This is a genomic window from Paenibacillus sp. lzh-N1 (assembly GCF_002872435.1).
GTDB classification, from domain to species: Bacteria; Bacillota; Bacilli; order Paenibacillales; family Paenibacillaceae; genus Paenibacillus; species Paenibacillus polymyxa_C.
Genome location: NZ_CP025696.1, coordinates 4,791,958 through 4,808,864 on the forward strand (window position 1 = coordinate 4,791,958; position 16,907 = coordinate 4,808,864).

The 16,907-nt window shown below is 39.7% G+C and carries 15 protein-coding genes and 8 pseudogenes; 11 read left to right on the forward strand and 12 right to left on the reverse strand.

What is annotated here, in order from left to right; translation table 11 throughout:
* Positions 1-40: 40 nt before the first annotated feature.
* The gene (locus C0638_RS21265) at positions 41-766 is read right to left on the reverse strand and encodes an RNA polymerase sigma factor (protein ID WP_058712242.1); all 726 of its coding nucleotides are present in this window, start codon (positions 764-766) and stop codon (positions 41-43) included.
* A gap of 199 nt (positions 767-965) precedes the next feature.
* On the opposite strand from C0638_RS21265, the gene clpP reads away from it, so the two are divergent.
* From clpP to C0638_RS21280, 3 genes and pseudogenes are all read left to right on the forward strand, one after another.
* Positions 966-1,550, forward strand: a complete 585-nt coding sequence (gene clpP, locus C0638_RS21270; RefSeq protein ID WP_013371085.1) for an ATP-dependent Clp endopeptidase proteolytic subunit ClpP — start codon at positions 966-968, stop codon at positions 1,548-1,550.
* 61 nt (positions 1,551-1,611) lie between these two features.
* Positions 1,612-1,818, forward strand: a complete 207-nt coding sequence (locus C0638_RS21275; RefSeq protein WP_043885946.1) for a hypothetical protein — start codon at positions 1,612-1,614, stop codon at positions 1,816-1,818.
* A gap of 88 nt (positions 1,819-1,906) precedes the next feature.
* Positions 1,907-2,395: pseudogene (locus tag C0638_RS21280) on the forward strand (MBL fold metallo-hydrolase); the annotation flags it as partial.
* A 103-nt stretch (positions 2,396-2,498) separates the two neighbouring features.
* Here the strand turns inward: C0638_RS21280 and C0638_RS21285 are convergent.
* Positions 2,499-3,278 (reverse strand): annotated as a pseudogene (locus tag C0638_RS21285) (glycoside hydrolase family 16 protein); the annotation flags it as partial.
* A 399-nt stretch (positions 3,279-3,677) separates the two neighbouring features.
* Between C0638_RS21285 and C0638_RS26230 the strand changes: the two are divergent.
* Positions 3,678-3,782 (forward strand): annotated as a pseudogene (locus tag C0638_RS26230) (transposase domain-containing protein); the annotation flags it as partial.
* 96 nt (positions 3,783-3,878) lie between these two features.
* On the opposite strand, the gene C0638_RS25450 reads toward C0638_RS26230, so the two are convergent.
* Positions 3,879-4,019 carry a hypothetical protein gene (locus tag C0638_RS25450; RefSeq protein WP_162484032.1) on the reverse strand — a complete coding sequence of 47 codons (141 nt, stop codon included), beginning with the start codon at positions 4,017-4,019 and terminating at the stop codon, positions 3,879-3,881.
* 88 nt (positions 4,020-4,107) lie between these two features.
* A pseudogene (locus C0638_RS21295) lies at positions 4,108-5,609 on the reverse strand (alpha/beta hydrolase family protein).
* Positions 5,610-6,036: 427 nt separating this feature from the next.
* Between C0638_RS21295 and C0638_RS21300 the strand changes: the two are divergent.
* Positions 6,037-6,425 (forward strand): annotated as a pseudogene (locus tag C0638_RS21300) (MBL fold metallo-hydrolase); the annotation flags it as partial.
* Between the two features lie 170 nt (positions 6,426-6,595).
* Here the strand turns inward: C0638_RS21300 and C0638_RS21305 are convergent.
* On the reverse strand, positions 6,596-7,006 hold the full coding sequence (locus C0638_RS21305; RefSeq protein WP_233902243.1) for a TetR/AcrR family transcriptional regulator: 411 nt from the start codon (positions 7,004-7,006) through the stop codon (positions 6,596-6,598).
* A 310-nt stretch (positions 7,007-7,316) separates the two neighbouring features.
* Between C0638_RS21305 and C0638_RS21310 the strand changes: the two are divergent.
* A pseudogene (locus tag C0638_RS21310) lies at positions 7,317-7,766 on the forward strand (alpha/beta hydrolase); the annotation flags it as partial.
* 178 nt (positions 7,767-7,944) lie between these two features.
* Here C0638_RS21310 and C0638_RS21315 read toward each other — a convergent pair.
* On the reverse strand, positions 7,945-8,883 hold the full coding sequence (locus C0638_RS21315) for a VanZ family protein (protein WP_013371079.1): 939 nt from the start codon (positions 8,881-8,883) through the stop codon (positions 7,945-7,947).
* 191 nt (positions 8,884-9,074) lie between these two features.
* Between C0638_RS21315 and C0638_RS21320 the strand changes: the two genes are divergently transcribed.
* The 3 genes and pseudogenes from C0638_RS21320 to C0638_RS21330 form a co-directional block, all read left to right on the forward strand.
* A complete protein-coding gene (locus C0638_RS21320; RefSeq protein ID WP_013371078.1) occupies positions 9,075-9,299 on the forward strand; it encodes a hypothetical protein in 225 nt (74 codons plus the stop codon).
* A 48-nt stretch (positions 9,300-9,347) separates the two neighbouring features.
* Complete coding sequence (locus C0638_RS21325) at positions 9,348-10,265, forward strand: IS701 family transposase (RefSeq protein WP_013371077.1); 918 nt, start codon at positions 9,348-9,350, stop codon at positions 10,263-10,265.
* Between the two features lie 58 nt (positions 10,266-10,323).
* A pseudogene (locus tag C0638_RS21330) lies at positions 10,324-10,824 on the forward strand (alpha/beta hydrolase); the annotation flags it as partial.
* 300 nt (positions 10,825-11,124) lie between these two features.
* Here C0638_RS21330 and C0638_RS25885 read toward each other — a convergent pair.
* On the reverse strand, positions 11,125-11,271 hold the full coding sequence (locus C0638_RS25885) for a hypothetical protein (protein ID WP_233902244.1): 147 nt from the start codon (positions 11,269-11,271) through the stop codon (positions 11,125-11,127).
* 377 nt (positions 11,272-11,648) lie between these two features.
* Here C0638_RS25885 and C0638_RS25890 point away from each other — a divergent pair, with 377 nt between their 5' ends.
* Positions 11,649-11,870, forward strand: a complete 222-nt coding sequence (locus C0638_RS25890) for a methyltransferase domain-containing protein (protein ID WP_013371074.1) — start codon at positions 11,649-11,651, stop codon at positions 11,868-11,870.
* A 26-nt stretch (positions 11,871-11,896) separates the two neighbouring features.
* Positions 11,897-12,397 (forward strand): class I SAM-dependent methyltransferase, encoded by a 501-nt coding sequence (locus C0638_RS21345; RefSeq protein WP_058712568.1) that lies wholly within the window; start codon positions 11,897-11,899, stop codon positions 12,395-12,397.
* A 304-nt stretch (positions 12,398-12,701) separates the two neighbouring features.
* Here C0638_RS21345 and C0638_RS21350 read toward each other — a convergent pair whose 3' ends face one another.
* The 5 genes and pseudogenes from C0638_RS21350 to C0638_RS21370 all read right to left on the reverse strand — a co-directional run.
* Positions 12,702-13,976 carry an acyl-CoA thioesterase/bile acid-CoA:amino acid N-acyltransferase family protein gene (locus C0638_RS21350; RefSeq protein ID WP_058712562.1) on the reverse strand — a complete coding sequence of 425 codons (1,275 nt, stop codon included), beginning with the start codon at positions 13,974-13,976 and terminating at the stop codon, positions 12,702-12,704.
* 64 nt (positions 13,977-14,040) lie between these two features.
* Positions 14,041-14,601 (reverse strand): MarR family winged helix-turn-helix transcriptional regulator, encoded by a 561-nt coding sequence (locus tag C0638_RS21355; protein ID WP_058712563.1) that lies wholly within the window; start codon positions 14,599-14,601, stop codon positions 14,041-14,043.
* Between the two features lie 518 nt (positions 14,602-15,119).
* Positions 15,120-15,452, reverse strand: a complete 333-nt coding sequence (locus tag C0638_RS21360) for a hypothetical protein (RefSeq protein ID WP_102163770.1) — start codon at positions 15,450-15,452, stop codon at positions 15,120-15,122.
* A gap of 20 nt (positions 15,453-15,472) precedes the next feature.
* Positions 15,473-15,757, reverse strand: a complete 285-nt coding sequence (locus C0638_RS21365; RefSeq protein WP_014599736.1) for a hypothetical protein — start codon at positions 15,755-15,757, stop codon at positions 15,473-15,475.
* A 207-nt stretch (positions 15,758-15,964) separates the two neighbouring features.
* Positions 15,965-16,690 (reverse strand): annotated as a pseudogene (locus C0638_RS21370) (WXG100 family type VII secretion target); the annotation flags it as partial.
* Between the last annotated feature and the right edge of the window lie 217 nt (positions 16,691-16,907).

The window sequence follows — 16,907 nt, forward strand, 5'->3', positions numbered from 1 at the left end:
TTTGTGATTCTATCCTATGATACTACGATGGTAAGAAAAACTACGCTGCCATCATACTTATGGTATCGAAATTCGCTTGTTTTGCTGAGATGTGACTCCAGAGCAACTTATTATTGACAATACTGATCATAACTTCTGGTTCTATTACATCCTGGTAGGAAAGCATAACCAAAGTTGCAATATCTCCCATCTGATATGCAGCCGTTAATGCCCTTAGAAAAGTTTTCGATTTTTCACTTTCTGATAAGGATAATTCGCCTTTTAAGAGTTCCTCCTGAACTGCTTCTAGCGATTTTCGTGCCCGATGAAGTGCAACTTTTACCGCTCCCTCCGTTGTTTCAAGCATGTCGGATGTCTCACGAATCGAATATCCAAACACATCTCGCAGCAAAAAAACAGTTCTCTGAAGCGGAGATAAATGATTCATTAAGGATTGCAACGCGATCTCGATTTCAAAAGATCCATGATCCGGTACTGTTACTTTCGCTTGTTCCCTATTCAATATCCGAGTGTAGACTGCTTTTCTCCGTATATCATCAATCCAGGTATTTTTAGCAATCCGCATCAACAGTGCTTTGGGATTTGTATGCTCGAATTTATTTAACTTTCCTAATGCTTTTACCCAAGTATCCTGCGCCAATTCTTCCGCATCCCAATTTGATTTCGTAAGCGACAGACAGTAACTTTTCAGGACCGCCTGTAATTCATCAAAGTTCTGGATGTCTAGTGTATTGTCTGTCATCTGTACAGAATCTTCTATGTTCATAGGCCTTCTCCTCTACGGTCATATTCTGCCCTCTGCTAAAGCAAAGCCATTTGCTACCTTCATTGTAAACGAACAAGGGGTTATAGAAGTTACACCATATACGCAAATCATTTTTCCCATTAAAACTCCGTATCTTTTTACGGTCTGGGTTCGTTTACAAGAAGAAATCAACTGAACCAAGAAAATGGGGGTATGAAAAATGAGTGTTTATGTTCCTTATGTTGTGGAGCAAACTGCTCAAGGTGAAAGATCGTACGATATCTATTCCAGATTGTTAAAGGATCGTATTGTATTTGTAGGGGCAACCATCGACGATCAATTGGCTAACAGTATTATTGCTCAATTGTTGTTCCTGGCGGCAGAAGATCCGGAAAAAGATATTTACATGTATATCAACAGCCCAGGTGGCTCTACTTCCGCAGGATTTGCCATTTATGATACGATGCAGTACATCAAACCCGAGGTGCATACGATATGTACGGGATTTGCTGCTTCGTTTGGCGCCATCCTCTTGCTGGCTGGTGCCAAAGGAAAACGTTCTGCACTGCCGAACAGTGAAATTATGATCCATCAGCCGCACGGCGGCGCACAAGGCCAGGCCAGCGATATTGCGATCAGCGCAAAACGAATTTTATGGACTCGTGAAAAGGCAACCCGTATCACAGCTGAACGGACCGGGCAATCTTTTGAAAAAGTCGAAAAAGATATGGACCGGGATTTTTACATGTCCGCACAGGAGGCACTCGAATATGGTGTTATTGATCAAGTGATAACTTCTTTGTAGAGTATGTTCAAGATTTCAATGATCCGGCAAGAAACTTCAAGAAAACAAACGAGGTGATATTATGTTAGCAAGCTTACAAGGTAAGGAAGTAACTATTCATTTTATAGATGGGACAAATGTATGCGACGGAATATTGGATCAGATTGACGACAAGTTCGTTAAATACCTTACGCAATATCAGACATTTGTTATTCCTATTACGTCTATTCGCACCGTATCTATTGACATTAAGGAACGGCAACGCCACAGAGTTGGATTCGCCCCTTGAACCTATTTTAGTATGGGTGTCAATTACATTGTACGGAGGCCCGATATTATGAAAATTTCACAGGGAGTAGAAATGCTTCAGCTAAGACGTGTCGTTCGACAAACTAAAAGCTGTGATTTTGACACATCAGGATGTGGATCATATAGGTTGTCTTCCTGAGATTTTACAGGAGTGTGGCAACAATATTAAAGTATATGCACATGAGCTGGATAAGCCATATATTCAGGGGGAGATCCCTCTTTTAAAGGATAGTCACCTTGAGAATCCCCCGAAGGGCAAAGTGGATGATACCTTAATAGATGGTCAGGAACTGCCGTTTTGCGGCAGGATTCGCGTCATCCATAGGCCTGGGCATACACCTGGTCATATCAGTCTTTATTTAAGGCAAAGTAAGACTCTTATAGTCGGGGATTCGATGTACAGTGTAAGCGGGGTTCTCGGGAGAATTCATGTTCCGACCACACCGGATATGGATGCAGCTCGTCTCTCATTGAAAAAGTATTTAGATCTCGATATTGCATCCGTAGTTTGTTATCATGGGGGATTAAGTAATGTACATGTGATGATCAGATATTAGGACTTAGTGGCGAGTTAATTTATAGCGAATTGAAGCAACCCCGTAAATGACCGGGGTTGCTTTTATAATGTTCATATGAATTGTATCTAATACCCACACTTTATTGATAGACACGCACGTAATCGACTAGCATTTGGGACGGGAACTGCGTCGAGTTATTGGGAGCACCAGGCCAGTTTCCGCCGACCGCTAGGTTCAGGAGAATAAAGAACGGCTGCTGAAATTCTTCGGTGTTCCCGGTTCCGTTCTCTATATAAAATTCATTGAACTGCTGTCCGTCGACAAACCAGCGGATATACTTGGAGTCCCACTCGATGCTGTACACATGGTATTGGGAAAAATCCAGATTGCCCGATACCCGCCCAAAGTCAGCGTGGCCTCCCGCATCCCAATGCACAGTACCGTTCACAGAAGGATTGTTGTTTACACGTTCCATAATGTCGATTTCTCCGCATTTCGGCCAACCTACCGAGCTGATGTTGCTGCCTAACATCCAGAAAGCTGGCCATATCCCCTGACCGGACGGTAACTTGATGCGCGCTTCTACTTTCCCATAAGTAAATTTTTTCAAGTCTTGAGTTTTGATCCGGGCAGAGGTGTAATTCATTCCGCCGTAAGCTTCTTTTTGTGCCGTAATCACCAGAATGCCTCCAGTAACCTGCAAATTCTGCGCACGGTTGGTATAGTACTGCAGTTCATTGTTTCCCCATCCGCCGCTTCCGGTACCGATTTCAGGGGTCCAATTGGACCGGTTTAACGAAGTTCCATTAAATTCGTCGCTCCACACAAGATTCGAGTTCGGTGCTGCGCTTGTATGCATTGCTGGAAGCAGAACGGTTAGGAGACTGAGCAGCACAACCGCACATAATCCTTTTCTTAGCATTAGTTCCCTCCTCAATAATAATAATCCAAGTTCTTAGACACTTCAGGAAAATAAGCCTTCAAGCTGTATTGACGATTGAAACGGGGATCACCTCTCTTTATATTTTTCTTCTTGGACAGCTCATAAATTAGAATCGTAGATAGACGATTGAAAAAGTATACCGCTCAAGCAGGAGTATAATGGAAACAAAATCCATATTCAACCTATATTTAAGTTTTTTTCTTAAAAATCACTTTCTGATATAGATAAAACCTGTCTTTATAAATCAATAAGAAATTTAACAGCTATTAAAACAAACGTAGTAGCACGTACCGCAGCCTATTAGGCAAGTGGCCTCACGATGAAAGCTTGGTGCTCCGCAAATCATTGTTCTGTCGAAGCTCAAAGGGTACGAAGAGCAAGCAGTTCCGCTTAGCGAAAAAGAAGCGTTTCGGTGCTTCCAGCGAACAGACGCATCCGGATCAATTAGAACTCCCGTTGTATCACACCGGACGCGGTGTAGCGCCGTCGGTCATCTACGATTACCAGAAGACACGTGGCGGTGAGCATCCACAAATCTTCTTATCCGGAGGGAAACCTTAGCCCTCAATTCCTTACAACTCATAGCGATGTCGCCACTTCACTAAGGTGGTAACGCTGTGTTATGTTTTTTGTTACTCCCACACGGCTGCTCTGCCCTGCTTTTAACTCCTGTATGATGGCTAGTTTCTCAATCGCATTGTATTCGTTCTTCTTAGACAAAGGAAAACTCCCCTTCAAGTAGCGGTTTATTTATTAAACCTGTCTACTTGAAGGGGAGCATATCAAAATCGGTACTCTGTTCCGTAATTTATAATAGCGAGGTTACGAACTTCACCTCCGGAAAGCGATTATCCGGTCCTTTCATTAAGTTTCCGCCTTGATTTTTCAGATACATATCGAAGAAATCCAGCATATAGGCATTGATAACGGAGTTCGCTCTTTCGGGCGCAATCTTTCCTGTAATGCCCAACATTTTGAAAATCGGAGAAATGAACTGTACGTCGGCAAAATTCAAATGCTCTGTATTTTCGATATAGAGGACTTGTCCCCCTTCGTCGACCGTTTCGCGCATCCGTTCAAGCTCCAACTTTTTATCTTCCGTTACTTGGTCCTCCCACTCTCTTGTAGATCCCATACGGTTAAGCTCTGCATCCGTGTAGACCCGGTTATCCATCACCATTTTTAATTTTTCGAAATAGCTTTCCGAGTTGATGAACAAAAACGGCTTTCGCAGACCCTCTCTGTCACGCAGTCGATAAAGCCCTCCATCTAAGTCTATTCCAACCGCGATTCGCGGATCGTAAGAAGCGTCATAGGCCGTCGCTCCGCCGATGGAATGACCGAACACCCCGACATGACCGAGATCAATCCTCCCTTTTAGATGGCTTGGAATCTGCCCCGATTGGATGAACTCGAATTGGTCCAGCGCAAACGCCACATCGCCGGTTAAAACTTTTCCCAACTTGTCGCGATTTCCTCTACTCGTCTGGTAATCATGGTCGGGCGAGAATAAGTCGTTGGTTGTGCTGGTCGTGATTCGACCGTCCGGAAACTCGGTTGCAAATGTATTGTAGGTGTGGTCGATCACTGCCACGATATATCCATGACTCGCGAGATTTTCGGCTTGCGACGTGTTGAGGAACCTGGAAGAGCCGTTGCCGGGATTCGCAAGGATCAGCGGGTATGAAGTCTGTACCGAGGAGACTTCGGCCCCCGAATAAGCATGACTGGATACGTACTTCAGGTGTTGAAACGTAAACTCGGGAAGGCCATAGTTCGCGGCCATATAACGTAAAATCTGGGTATCGGGAATAAAGGGAGCGTACTTGCCGGTGCTAGTTTGAGCCGGATACCAGACCTGAACCATCAATTCTCTCTTACCCTCTCTGGCTTCGTCGAAAATCTCTTCCCTATTTGTATCCACGAAATGAAAAGTTTGCGTTCCTACCTTAAATTCGCCTGTCGGTTCAGGTAGTTTAAATACAGGAAAAGCATACATGAGGCCCGCTGTTGCGACCAGCATTATTGCTATAGCGGTATAAGCTGAACCCAACATGAATCGTGGGTTTTTTTTGAGCTGGTTTTTTTAAAATAGCTATAACCTGAAATGGCTAAAAAAATGATCGTTATGCAATATGGGAAAAATAGCTGAACTCTGTATCCTTCCACCGTCCAATGAATGACCAGTAAAAGTGTGGCAATCCCGCTTGCAACGAATACTGGAATTCTATGCCGTCCTTTTTTTAATAGTACGGTTAATGCAAGTAAGCCGATGTTTGACAATAAAAGCAACAGTTCAAACAGCCTCATCTCGATTCTCCTTTTAAAAAATTTCTATTTTCGTTTGTTCTAATCTTATCCTGCCAGGTTGGCCTAAGCTATCGATTTGCCTTACATCAACCTAACAATTTTGTAATTCGATCTTGCGGTATTGGAAGACTCGTAAAACCAAAGATGAAACAGGAAATACCAATAAGTATGTGGTTAATACATCACAGACTTATAACGACTATGGTAGTATCACACGCGCTGTTGACGTGTTGGGTGTACCAACAACGTACACCTATGATGCAACGTTGCATTTACTTGTTGGTGTCTCGAAACCAATTTCTGCGACTCAAACACAATATACGGAATATGTACGTGATGCAGTTCACGGCAATGTGACAAAAATTCGTGTTCGTGAAGTCCGATATTATGGAAATTTCACAGGGAGTAGAAATGCTTCAGCTAAGACGTGTCGTTCGACAAACTAAAAGCTGTGATTTTGACGCATCAAGATGTGGATCATATAGGAAGTCTTCCTGAGATTTCGCAGGAGTGTGGCAATCATATTAAAGTCTATGCACACGAACTAGATAAGCCGTATATTCAGGGGGATATCCCCCTTTTAAAAGATAGTCACCTTGAGATCCCCCGAAAGGCAAAGTGAGACTCTTATTGCCGGGGATTCGATGTACATTGTAAGCGGGATTCTGGTGGGGGATTCATGTCCCGACCACACCGGATATGGGTGCAGCTCGTCTCTCATTAGATCTCGACATTGCATCCATAGTTTGTTATCACGGGGGATTAAGTAATGTACATGTGAATGATCAGATATTAGGACTTACCAAAGGATTATAAAGTTAAAGTTCCAGCAAGTCACCTTTTCGTGAAACGATGTTGTTAGCGTAGAAGAATTGAACCAATGCTTTTAATTCTTCTACTGTTTCCTCCCTTCAACCCCTTCTTTAAAGTTTATTTCTGCAACCCATTGATGATTTATCGGTCATAAAAAAATCACTCCACGCGTGCTAACTTGTATATAGATCAGACTTTAACTGATTAAAAATATATTCTTGCATTTGATCTAAAAGAAGAATGATGTTAGCATCTTTGCCATTTTTTAAAATCCACTGAATAGACGTCATTGAGTTAGCAGCATATAGTTCAGCTAAATACTCTAATGCGATCGAAATTGAAGAATTCTGTTGCTTTAAAAAAGCTAAGCAAGTACTAAACAAAATTTGTTCAAATTCTTTACGTAAATCAGCGGATATTTCATGAACGGTTAACAATGTTGAAATTTCCATCTTATTTTTAATCATTTGATCGGTTACAAGTTCTATGGCGTTTGCAACCTTGCCATCTTCCGTGGAATCAAAACGCTGCTCAATTTCAACTTTAAAATCAGAAGCATACTGTTTAGCTATTTTTTCTAGCAAGTCGTACTTATCCAAATAATGACTATAAAAAGTAGAACATCCAATAGGAGCTTGATCACAAATTTTTTTGATCGTAATATCTTTAAAATCATGTTGTTGGAGTAATTCAATGAAAGCTCGCTAAATAGCTATTTTTGTTTTATAAATTCTGATATCTTCATTCATTTAACCACTTGCTCCTTATGTGTAAGTTTTCGAACACTTCATATATCACATGTAAGATATCTTACAGATTAGCGATACTAATTATTTTTTATGTAGTAACTATACTCTATAGTAAGCACATACCCAAATTGAAGGAGGACAATATATGTTCAAATCCTATGTCCATAACGAACAGTTCAATCTTCAAATTAATCGTTTTATCAATGATTATTATCAAGAAGATGATCGAGCACAAGCTGACTTGGAAAAAATGATTCCGAAATTAAAAGACACCCATAGCTGGTATAAAGCTTGGCTCAATTTTGCAAAGAAACGCGAAGACAGCAAGGACTATGACTTAGCCTTAGTCTACTATCAAGCAGCAGAATTTTATCTTGCAACCACAGACCTCAATAAAGAAAAAATGTATCAAAAATATAGAGAAACATTCAATAAAGGCTTTCATGATTTTGATTATGAATCCTACAAGATTCCCTATGAAGACTCCTATCTTCCTGCTGTAAAATTGTTGGCGCCTGGAGTTACGAAGACATTACTTGTCTTTGGTGGGTATGATTCTTACATGGAAGAGATGCTTAAAATGATGAAATTCATGAGGAGCCGATCGTTCTCCAGACCTTCAGCTCCTTTAAAATACCCAATTGGACAACCAACCAGCCTAGGTTATAACCAAGTTTCTGAAAATCCCGATCTCAAAAGTACAAAAAAACGCTTGAAAACCCAAGCGCTAGGTGTTATTCATGATAAAATGGCGGCGAAATCCCTTTAAGCACTCAGTTCCAGAAATACTGCATCCGCGTATACCCGACATCCCATGCTTTCATGTCGCCCTTAATCGTGATCTTCAGCTCATCCCCCGGCTCAAGCGGAATCTTGAATAGCGAAGGGAACAGATCAGGATTAGTACGCTGAAGTTCTCCAGAATTGCTCATGATCTCCTTGCCATCCCGAGTAACACTGATACTACCGGAATAATCCGTTGGTTCGGGGCATCCGTAATCGAAGGAGAAAATCGTCTGTCCCTCAGACTTGTACGTGAACGTTCTGGAATCTCCGCCTTCAGCGCCATATAGGTTATAGCGGAGCGGTATCTTCTGTCCGTTGATTTGAATACTGTCCGGTTTGTCTCCGGTGGATGAATTGCCCGAGTTGTCCGTCCATTCAGTGATCGCCACAAACGGACCTTCTACTTTAGTTGTTATTTTGTCTACCGCCGCCCCTAATCCCCATAAAGCTATAAAAAGAACCATACCCGATATAGCCGTTGCCACCAGATTGCGCCCGAGACTCCGGTAACGGAAACCAAGCTTGTACGCCCCAAAACCGAGGGCTGCTCCAATCGAATTCTGAAGAGCGTCGTTGATATCGAAGCTGCCCAGGAATGTAAGGGCCTGGATCGTTTCCAGCACAAGAATCGCGATGAAGAATAAGGTGATGAACCGGACGAAGCTGACCCGGTACAGCCATGGAATCAATATACCGAAAGGAATAAACGCAATAGTGTTCCCGAAAGCCACCATACTCATTAGGCTGGGATGCAGGAGATCAGCTGGAGACGGCAAACTAATGAAGTTCTCGGGCATAAAAATAAAGGTGTAGCTGGAAATTTGCTCCGAAGCCTCTCCTCTGCCGAAAGCGAAGAACATAAAATAAAGCACAATAATGGTATAGACTATAGTTGCGGTTAGTAAAATCTTTCGTTTTTTGACCATACTTAACTCCTCCACTCTATTTTTCCATCTATCACTATAACCTACTTACCTGTTTCATGAACCCCCCACCCCTTAGCTTGATTAACTTTACTTGCCCAAAATCAGTTCTATGAAATGTAAAAAGAGACACCCTTGACTCTCTGCGTAAAATAGAAGTACCACCAACCACTCCACGCAGAGGAGAACAAGATATGTCTCATGCGTATACTTTATCACAACAAAATCATTGGAACAATCGGTCGGAACAATGGAAACTTCCGCTGTATTTCTCAAAACTGGTGCTTCATCACATCAAGCACTTCGTAGACGGTATGCTTTCGACTGGATTTTCAGGTACCTTAACGGATATTTACCGAGAAAGTTTACAGGATCGAGACCGCAGAACCTTGAGTCATTTCTTAACTCACGGAAACTGAAACGCGTCTTACCTGAAACGTATTATTCAACATGTCGCTTTCCAGCAGATGAGGGAAATCGCTCAACGAGGTCATGGCCCCCTTTTTGTCATCCTTGACGATACCGTATGTGAAAAAACCAAGCCTTCGTCACAGGCTACGCATAGGATTCAAGGGGCTTCGTTTCAACATTCTCATCTCAAAGGTCAGTCCGTCTACGGGCATGTTGTTGTCCAAGCCTTGCTTCGCTCGGGTGACCGGGTTTTCCCCTTTGCCTCAGAACGTTACGATCGGGAAGCAAAAAGCAAAATCGATTTGGCTTGTGAAATGATTCGGTCTGTTCCGATGTCGACGTGCCGAACTTACGTTCTAATGGACTCCTGGTATCCGTCTGCTTCAGTACTCCAAACGAGCGCGGAACGTGGCTTTCATGTGATTAGTGGTTTGAAAACGAACCGTATCTTCTACCCTCAAGGCATCCGGCAATCGCTCAAAAACTTTGCTTCCTATATCTCGAAATCGGATACCGTTCTGGTGACGATCGGCTCCTCCGCTTACCGAGTATATCGCTATGAAGGGAAGCTCAATCTCTTGGAAAATGCCGCCCTGCTCCTATGTTGGAAAGAGGGAGATGGCTTTGAACCTAAGCAGATGAAGGCCTTTCTGAGCACGGATATTTCACTGAGCAATGAAGAGATTCTATGCTATTACAGCAAACGTTGGGACATTGAAACGTATTTTCGAACTGCGAAAGTACAACTGGCCATGGATCGTTACCAGGTTCGATCTACTCAGGCGATTGACCGTTACTTGACCCTGCTCATGTTTTCTGCGTTGTATTGCCAGTATGACAGCCAAGGAAGTTTAAACGATGGGTTACATCACTACCGTATCCAGAAAAAGCATGACATGATTGATTATATTTACAACCAAGCCAAAAGCGGGGCAACATTAGACCAAATTAAAACATGGCTAAGCGTTGCATAGGGATACTGTCAGCTATTAAAACTTACAAATTATTGAAGCGATTATTGGCAAGTACAGTTATTTAGCTATGCGTGCAGCAGCCTTCGAAAAGAGAATCGATAAAGTAGTTGCTTTTAACATTTTCTATTGTGGTTTAGATGCCTTAAAAATGGGAATGCCAGAAGAAACTTACCAGAGCATAGTGCAGTTAGTCGATTGTAATGAAGTAGATCAAGTGAATTCATTATTCGAACAGATGATGACTCACAATATTGATTTGCATTGGAAGATTACCAAAGGGATGGAAAACACCGGTGAAGCAACGCCTTTTGATCTCATTAAAAATTTTGAAAAGCACACGATGCAAGGCATTGGGGCGTTCATTAATCAAGATGTTCTTTTACTAGCTGGAGAAGATGATCAATACGTACCTATTAGCCGACTCGCACAAATCCAACAAGAATTAATCAATGCTGCTTCCATTACAACCAAAGTATTTACTAAAGAAACGGGGGGTGAGCAACACTGCCAAGCAGGTCACAGGGAGTTAGCATTTAATGAAATGAAGAAATTCCTATAACAAAGAGGAATGAATACTAAAATTTCTCGCATAAAAAAATTCAGATGGTTTCCCCTTTTGGGGGAACCACCTTTTTAAAGCATTTTATTTGACAGCAACAAATCTCATTTTGTCTACAATATATTAATTATTCTTCTATACTGTAAATACTTGCCCCAACTTGAACAAGATCAGGAGATGCTAACTTGCCAATGCATATTCCAATATTTTTCCTTTCAGCCATTGAGGTTGAAATTTGAACAGAGCTAACGCTTAATACCGTCTCAATTTGATCTGCATTTTTAATAAGAATTTTATCATCTATGATTTTTTTATTTCTGGGTAGGTTAAATGGTCTAATCCTTTGTTTGTTCCTACTATAATTGTACCTTCATCTTTTGACTCAAAAGTTAAACTAACATCCATTATTTTTTCCATTTTAAACGCTGCCCCTTTATCGTTCTTCAATATAAAGTTCTCCCTTAACATCACGTATACGCAAATCAGCGCTTTTTAATCGGGTTATGGCATCCCTCAGTAGCGTCATCCATTCTATTGATGTTAAATCGGGAGCGAATCTTGCAGCTCTTATACTAGTGTGTGTCTTCAAACTATAAAACTATGATTTCAGTCAAGGTTATGGTAAACTTTTCAAATGAAAAGACGAAACGATTGCCTCATCCGATCCGCTAAATTAGCGGCTTTTTTATTTTAAATGTCTTGGTGCGTCAGTCCGTTTTCATAAAACTTCAACACGGTTTCCATTTATATCAATACCCAGAAATGTATGGTATGATGAAGGATGATTTAAAGAAATCGGTATTGTAGTGAAGGGATGATTCGTATTGATAGATCACGATAATCTTGAAGAGTATCGAGACCCGATTAATTATGATCTTGAATTTGGCGGTGAGACTAATAAATACAATTTCTATCTTGATATTGCTAGATTGAACCCAGGCGAAGTTCTGGAACTTGCATGTGGTACAGGATTGACAACCATTCATTTATCAAAATCGGGTATACATATAACAGGTGTTGATATTTCTTCATCCATGCTTGAATAGCGCGGGTTAAAGCTCAAGGTTTGCCTGTGGATTTTATTGAAGCTGATGCTCGTACATTTGATTCCGAGAAGCGTTTTTCCATGATTTATTTGACAGGAAATGCATTCCAAGCATTTTTGAGCGATGAGGATCAACGAGCCTTACTTGAAACCGTCTATAAGCACCTAGAGTCAAATGGGATGTTTATTTTTGAAACACGAAACCCCTTGGGAGCCGATTTATCTAACCAAGAGGAAAGCATCTGGGGAAATTTTATCGATAAAGATGGAATTAAAGTCAAGGTAACTGGGACACAGTCGTATGATTCAAGTAACCAGATCATGCACTGGGTCACGTTCCGTGATTGGGGATCGGAGAAAACAACTTCTCGAATTGCATGTCGCTTTACTGATAATGACACGCTTCAGCGTTTATTAACGAGCCGCGGCTTTTTTTTCGAAAATCAATATTCGAACTGGGATAAAACACCGTTCACTCCTTTATCTCCTTCCATCATTAGTGTTTGTCGAAAAAAACATGGAGCCTAATACGAATAATCCCGGGAATGTTCATCCCAAGTGTTTTACGACCGCGCGTAAGATATCCATGCCATTCGCATGTTTTTGAAGGAACAACAGGCTATTCCAGTGATTCCCGAAAAAAAAATCGCCGAGTCATCCTAAAATATGATAAGATCGTTAACAAAAAACGTTATTTGGTGGAATGCCCTTTAATAAAGTAAAGAATTTATCGTCGTCTGGCGACTTACTATGTAAATTGGCGTGTACATTCAAGTCTTTTTTTGCCTTGGCAACCATTATTGTTTGGCTTGCCTGAGTTTGAAGACACGCCCTAATTCATAAAAAATTCTATTGTTTTCTGCCAAGAATCTGATTGACCAAAAGAATTTCCTTTTAAAGTACCACCACAAGTAAAAACGCCTCCACCCATTTTTAAGTTCAACGTTTCGCTTAAAGGTATAATAAACGGTATTGGTAATGAGTGACCTAAATCCTTATAGTCTAAGAGATTGTATTTGTATTTATAATTGTTTTTTTTCAAAATACTCATTATTTCTACACATGCATCGTGAGTATTCCAAATATTATCTTGCTGACCTGAAATCAGCAATAAATTTGCATTTGCATTCTCTATTTTTATTCGAGCCTCCTCTTTATTTCTTGCCCTTTCCACACTTTTTTTATATGTAGTAATAAACCCAAAAGGGATATTCTTTTCTATGCAATGACGATGATGCTCATAAAAAATGTCATTATCAACTGGTATAAATGGTAATGATCTCCCTTCATATGACCATGATGAAACATTTTTACCACTCATCAAACCATCCAACGCTTGAAAACAATATGCATGAGGTGCAGAAGCCACAACTTTAGCAATGAAATTATAGCGTGATGCCAAAAGTAACGCCAATTCTCCACCTTTAGATGTACCATGTACATATATTTCATTAGTACATGTTAATGGATTCCTTTTAAGCCAAGAGAACACCTTTTCAAAATATTCAAGAGGAATTTCCTCAAGCTTTTTAGGCAATCCCTTTTCATTGAAATATCCAACGGTTAAAACATTAAAACCTCTAGATGCCAATGGTCCTGACAAAAGCGAAAGACCACTTCGTTCACCATCAGATCCACCCAATACTACAATCGTTTTATAATTTGAGTTTTCAGTATAAAACAACTCTCCAACGAATTCATCAGTAATCTGATGTCTTTTCACTTCCGGTAACTTAAACATACGCTCTAGTCTCATGCATTCTCGATCTTGTCCATTTTCACATACTATGTCAATAAATACACTATCATCTATTGAAATATTATGAGCGATATTTCCTCCCTCACTATTAATCTTCTGTAAAGAAGCAACAAGCCCCATACTGTCTATATAATCATAAGTTCCAGAATCAGGTTTGTGTTTCGATAAATCAACACTACCGTTTGAATCCACAGTAAACCAAGCAAATGACTGAAACTTTTCACTAACTGCCCAAGGAAAATGCATGGATGCAGTTATTTTTATTTTACTCTCTGGTGGTAACCCTGTGACACAAAAATCGATTTTTTCATCAATTAGTGAAATTCTCGGTTGTACTTGTAATTTCATCTCGCAACCTCCAAAAGTAGTAAAGAATTTTGATGGAAAAATGTTATCTATTTCAATTCCACGCTTAAATATGTTTTCTTCGTAAAATAAAATTATCTAAAGCTCGAAGTTGTGCTTCTTGAAACTCTTCCAAGTCTTCAAATTTATAATTTACATCTTCCTCAAAACCAACGTACTCTTCGTTGTGAGTACCATATATTCTTTTCAATAAACTCCATAACACTTCTAATTCTTCAGTTGTGAATTCATTAAAAATATCTGCCATTAGGCATATTGCTTTCTCACCACATTCCAGCATGACTCTTTTCCCTAATTCTGTGATTTCTACATTAATGGCACGTTTATCCCGTTTGCTCGGTGTCGTAATCAAGTATCCTTTATTCTCTAAATTGACTATAAGCTTTTGTGCACTTTGTTTGCTTGTTTCTAACTTTCTTGCAATATTAACAAGTGTCGTTTCATCCTCTGACAAATGAGCTATTGCCAGCATGATCATGTACTGTCGTGATGTTAATTTCTCAAAATAGTTGTCACCTTGTATTTGCAACTTATTAGTAACGGAAAAAAAAGTAGCGTAAGTTTGTTGCATTATATATAACTCTCTAAGCGCTTTAGAATATTCCATAAATATATCCTTTTCTTTTTATTGTCACCCTACTGACTATAATTACAATAACAGCATTTTGTATTATCGTCAACATGGTGACAATAATACCATTTGGAAATTCCATACATTAAATAAACGATTGTTATTTTGTATCTGGAATTCCTAGTCGTTATGAATGATCAGCCCGGTCACGTCTTTTTCCTTGCAAAGCTTTGGTAAGTCCTTATCGCAGAAAGATACCACCAGCGTTCGCCCACTCGATATTGCGTAATATCCGTATCCGTTACCCATTATTGGTTAGGCTTTTACTCTACACACTCAGCAGCTAAGTAGTTTCTCCTAGAGCGACATTTTTGGCGAATTTTGGACTTGACTAAACTTTCAAAGTGAATTGAATACAAACGCTCTACAGCTTGAATAAGTATCCTATTCCTTTGGTTCACCTCCATTAGATATGAAAAAAACTTATTCCTCCTCATGGTTCGAGGTGAAATAAGTTTTGAATTAAGTGCATTCATTCAGACGAACAGGAGGCCTTACCATTCAACTTCTTCAAATAAACGGAAAACCATCTTTTTTTCAAAATCATCTAAAATTTTAAATCCGGATATTTCACTTTCTTTTTCCCCAAGTTTTATCATAGTAGCTATTGCTAAGTCTCCCACCTTGTAATGGCCTAGCAGCTTATCTTGAGGTTCCCTTTTCAGAGATAATCCACTTAATTTTTTTATTATTTCCTCTGTATGAATGCTCTCTTTTCCGATATGTGTCATTGCATGATATAAAACTATGGGGTTTTTCTCTTCCAACAAATTTTCTAACTCATCTATTGAACTTTTTCCTTCTTCTATTTTTTTTACTATATTCATTTTATTCCTCCTGAATTATTTTATTTTAAATGTTCGGTTAGTAATCTTCTTTCTTGAATATAATTTTCAAATAACATATTTGCAATATCATTACGTCCCATATCTTCGGCAATTTTTATTTCTCTCATATATGCATTTAATTCCATCTTCACACGATTTATTGTTTGAAAATGGTAACTCATTCCGGGGAATCCTTGTTTTGAATCGTCTAGGTAATGAGTATACTCATGAATTAACGCTCCTATAGAAGCATCTTCATCTATTATTAGTTGGCCAGGCCCTCCCTTGCTAGGAGAATATGCCATTGTGTTACCTTTATATATTACTTCTACTCCCTCTGAATGTAACTCATCAATAATTTTATTCCATTCTTGTGGATGTGACTCTCTTCCAGGTCCAATAACTTATTTTAAAGGATCATCAGGATTCTTTCTGAATATATCATCAATATCTGTATTGAGCCCTCTTACAAAAGCAGGGTGCTGTTCGCTTTCTTTTAAAATATTTGTACTTTTAGCACCTTCATACTTAACAGATCCCTCCAAAATATTCTTGGGCTTAATCAGCGCTTTAGTTGTCGTAGAACCTATCATCAAACCAGCTGTACCAATCAAATTTGCCATATGTTCTTTTGACCATGCATTTGTGGGATTAAATGCTCCCTGAATCATGCCCGTTACACCAAATGTACCGAAATTGAGCATATCATTCCATGAATCGTTTTGTTTAGCTGCTCGTTCCATGTACCCTTGATACATTCCTTTGGGTATACCGAACGTCATGTAATCCATGAAGCTCCAGAAAGAATCAAATTTTTTTTCATATCGTTCTGAATTGGCTGCTACAAAATCCTGACCAAGCTCTGCTAAGCTATCCGCCGATTTCTGGAGCGCATTTCGTGTATCCGCAACAGGAACTGCGCAAGTATTCGGTGGAGGTGGCAAGCAACCTGGGTCTAGGTTTCCATCCTCCATCATATCTGCTAACCTGAATTTATCCGCATGATGACGCAATTCTTTTGCAATCGAATCTGTTAGTGTAACAAAGTCAGTCATATTCTTCTGGGATGTTTGAAACCTATAATAGAATTGCTCCTTTGTTATACCATCCCAAAATCGTTCCATAAACGAGATATGCTGCAATAACTGACTATTCATTTGCATCGCGGTTTGCTGTGCAAGCTCAAATTTCTTAGAGACTGATATAAGTTGTTCAGGTGTCACTTTAATTGTTGTCATAATTTACCTCAGTTTAGGTTCATTAAGACATAATAACATCATTCAAATTTATGGAAAACTATTTTTATTACTAATTGTTATAAGAACAGGAAGGCTTAATCCCTATGACTTATGACTTATATTTATAAATGCTTCTCTTATGCTGTCCATTCCTAAAATACATCTTACTTAAGTTATATGATTCACCTTATATAAATAAGCCGATACATTGAAAGCT

Coding starts and splice junctions, on each gene's coding strand:
- C0638_RS21265 (WP_058712242.1), bottom strand. CDS start 766: ATGAACATAGAAGATTCTGTACAGATGACAGACAATACACTAGACATC.
- C0638_RS21315 (WP_013371079.1), bottom strand. CDS start 8,883: ATGGTCAAAAAACGAAAGATTTTACTAACCGCAACTATAGTCTATACC.
- C0638_RS21350 (WP_058712562.1), bottom strand. CDS start 13,976: ATGAAATTACAAGTACAACCGAGAATTTCACTAATTGATGAAAAAATC.
- C0638_RS21360 (WP_102163770.1), bottom strand. CDS start 15,452: ATGAATATAGTAAAAAAAATAGAAGAAGGAAAAAGTTCAATAGATGAG.
- C0638_RS21275 (WP_043885946.1), top strand. CDS start 1,612: ATGTTAGCAAGCTTACAAGGTAAGGAAGTAACTATTCATTTTATAGAT.
- C0638_RS21355 (WP_058712563.1), bottom strand. CDS start 14,601: ATGGAATATTCTAAAGCGCTTAGAGAGTTATATATAATGCAACAAACT.
- C0638_RS21320 (WP_013371078.1), top strand. CDS start 9,075: ATGTCTCATGCGTATACTTTATCACAACAAAATCATTGGAACAATCGG.
- clpP (WP_013371085.1), top strand. CDS start 966: ATGAGTGTTTATGTTCCTTATGTTGTGGAGCAAACTGCTCAAGGTGAA.
- C0638_RS21365 (WP_014599736.1), bottom strand. CDS start 15,757: ATGGCATATTCTCCTAGCAAGGGAGGGCCTGGCCAACTAATAATAGAT.
- C0638_RS21325 (WP_013371077.1), top strand. CDS start 9,348: ATGAGGGAAATCGCTCAACGAGGTCATGGCCCCCTTTTTGTCATCCTT.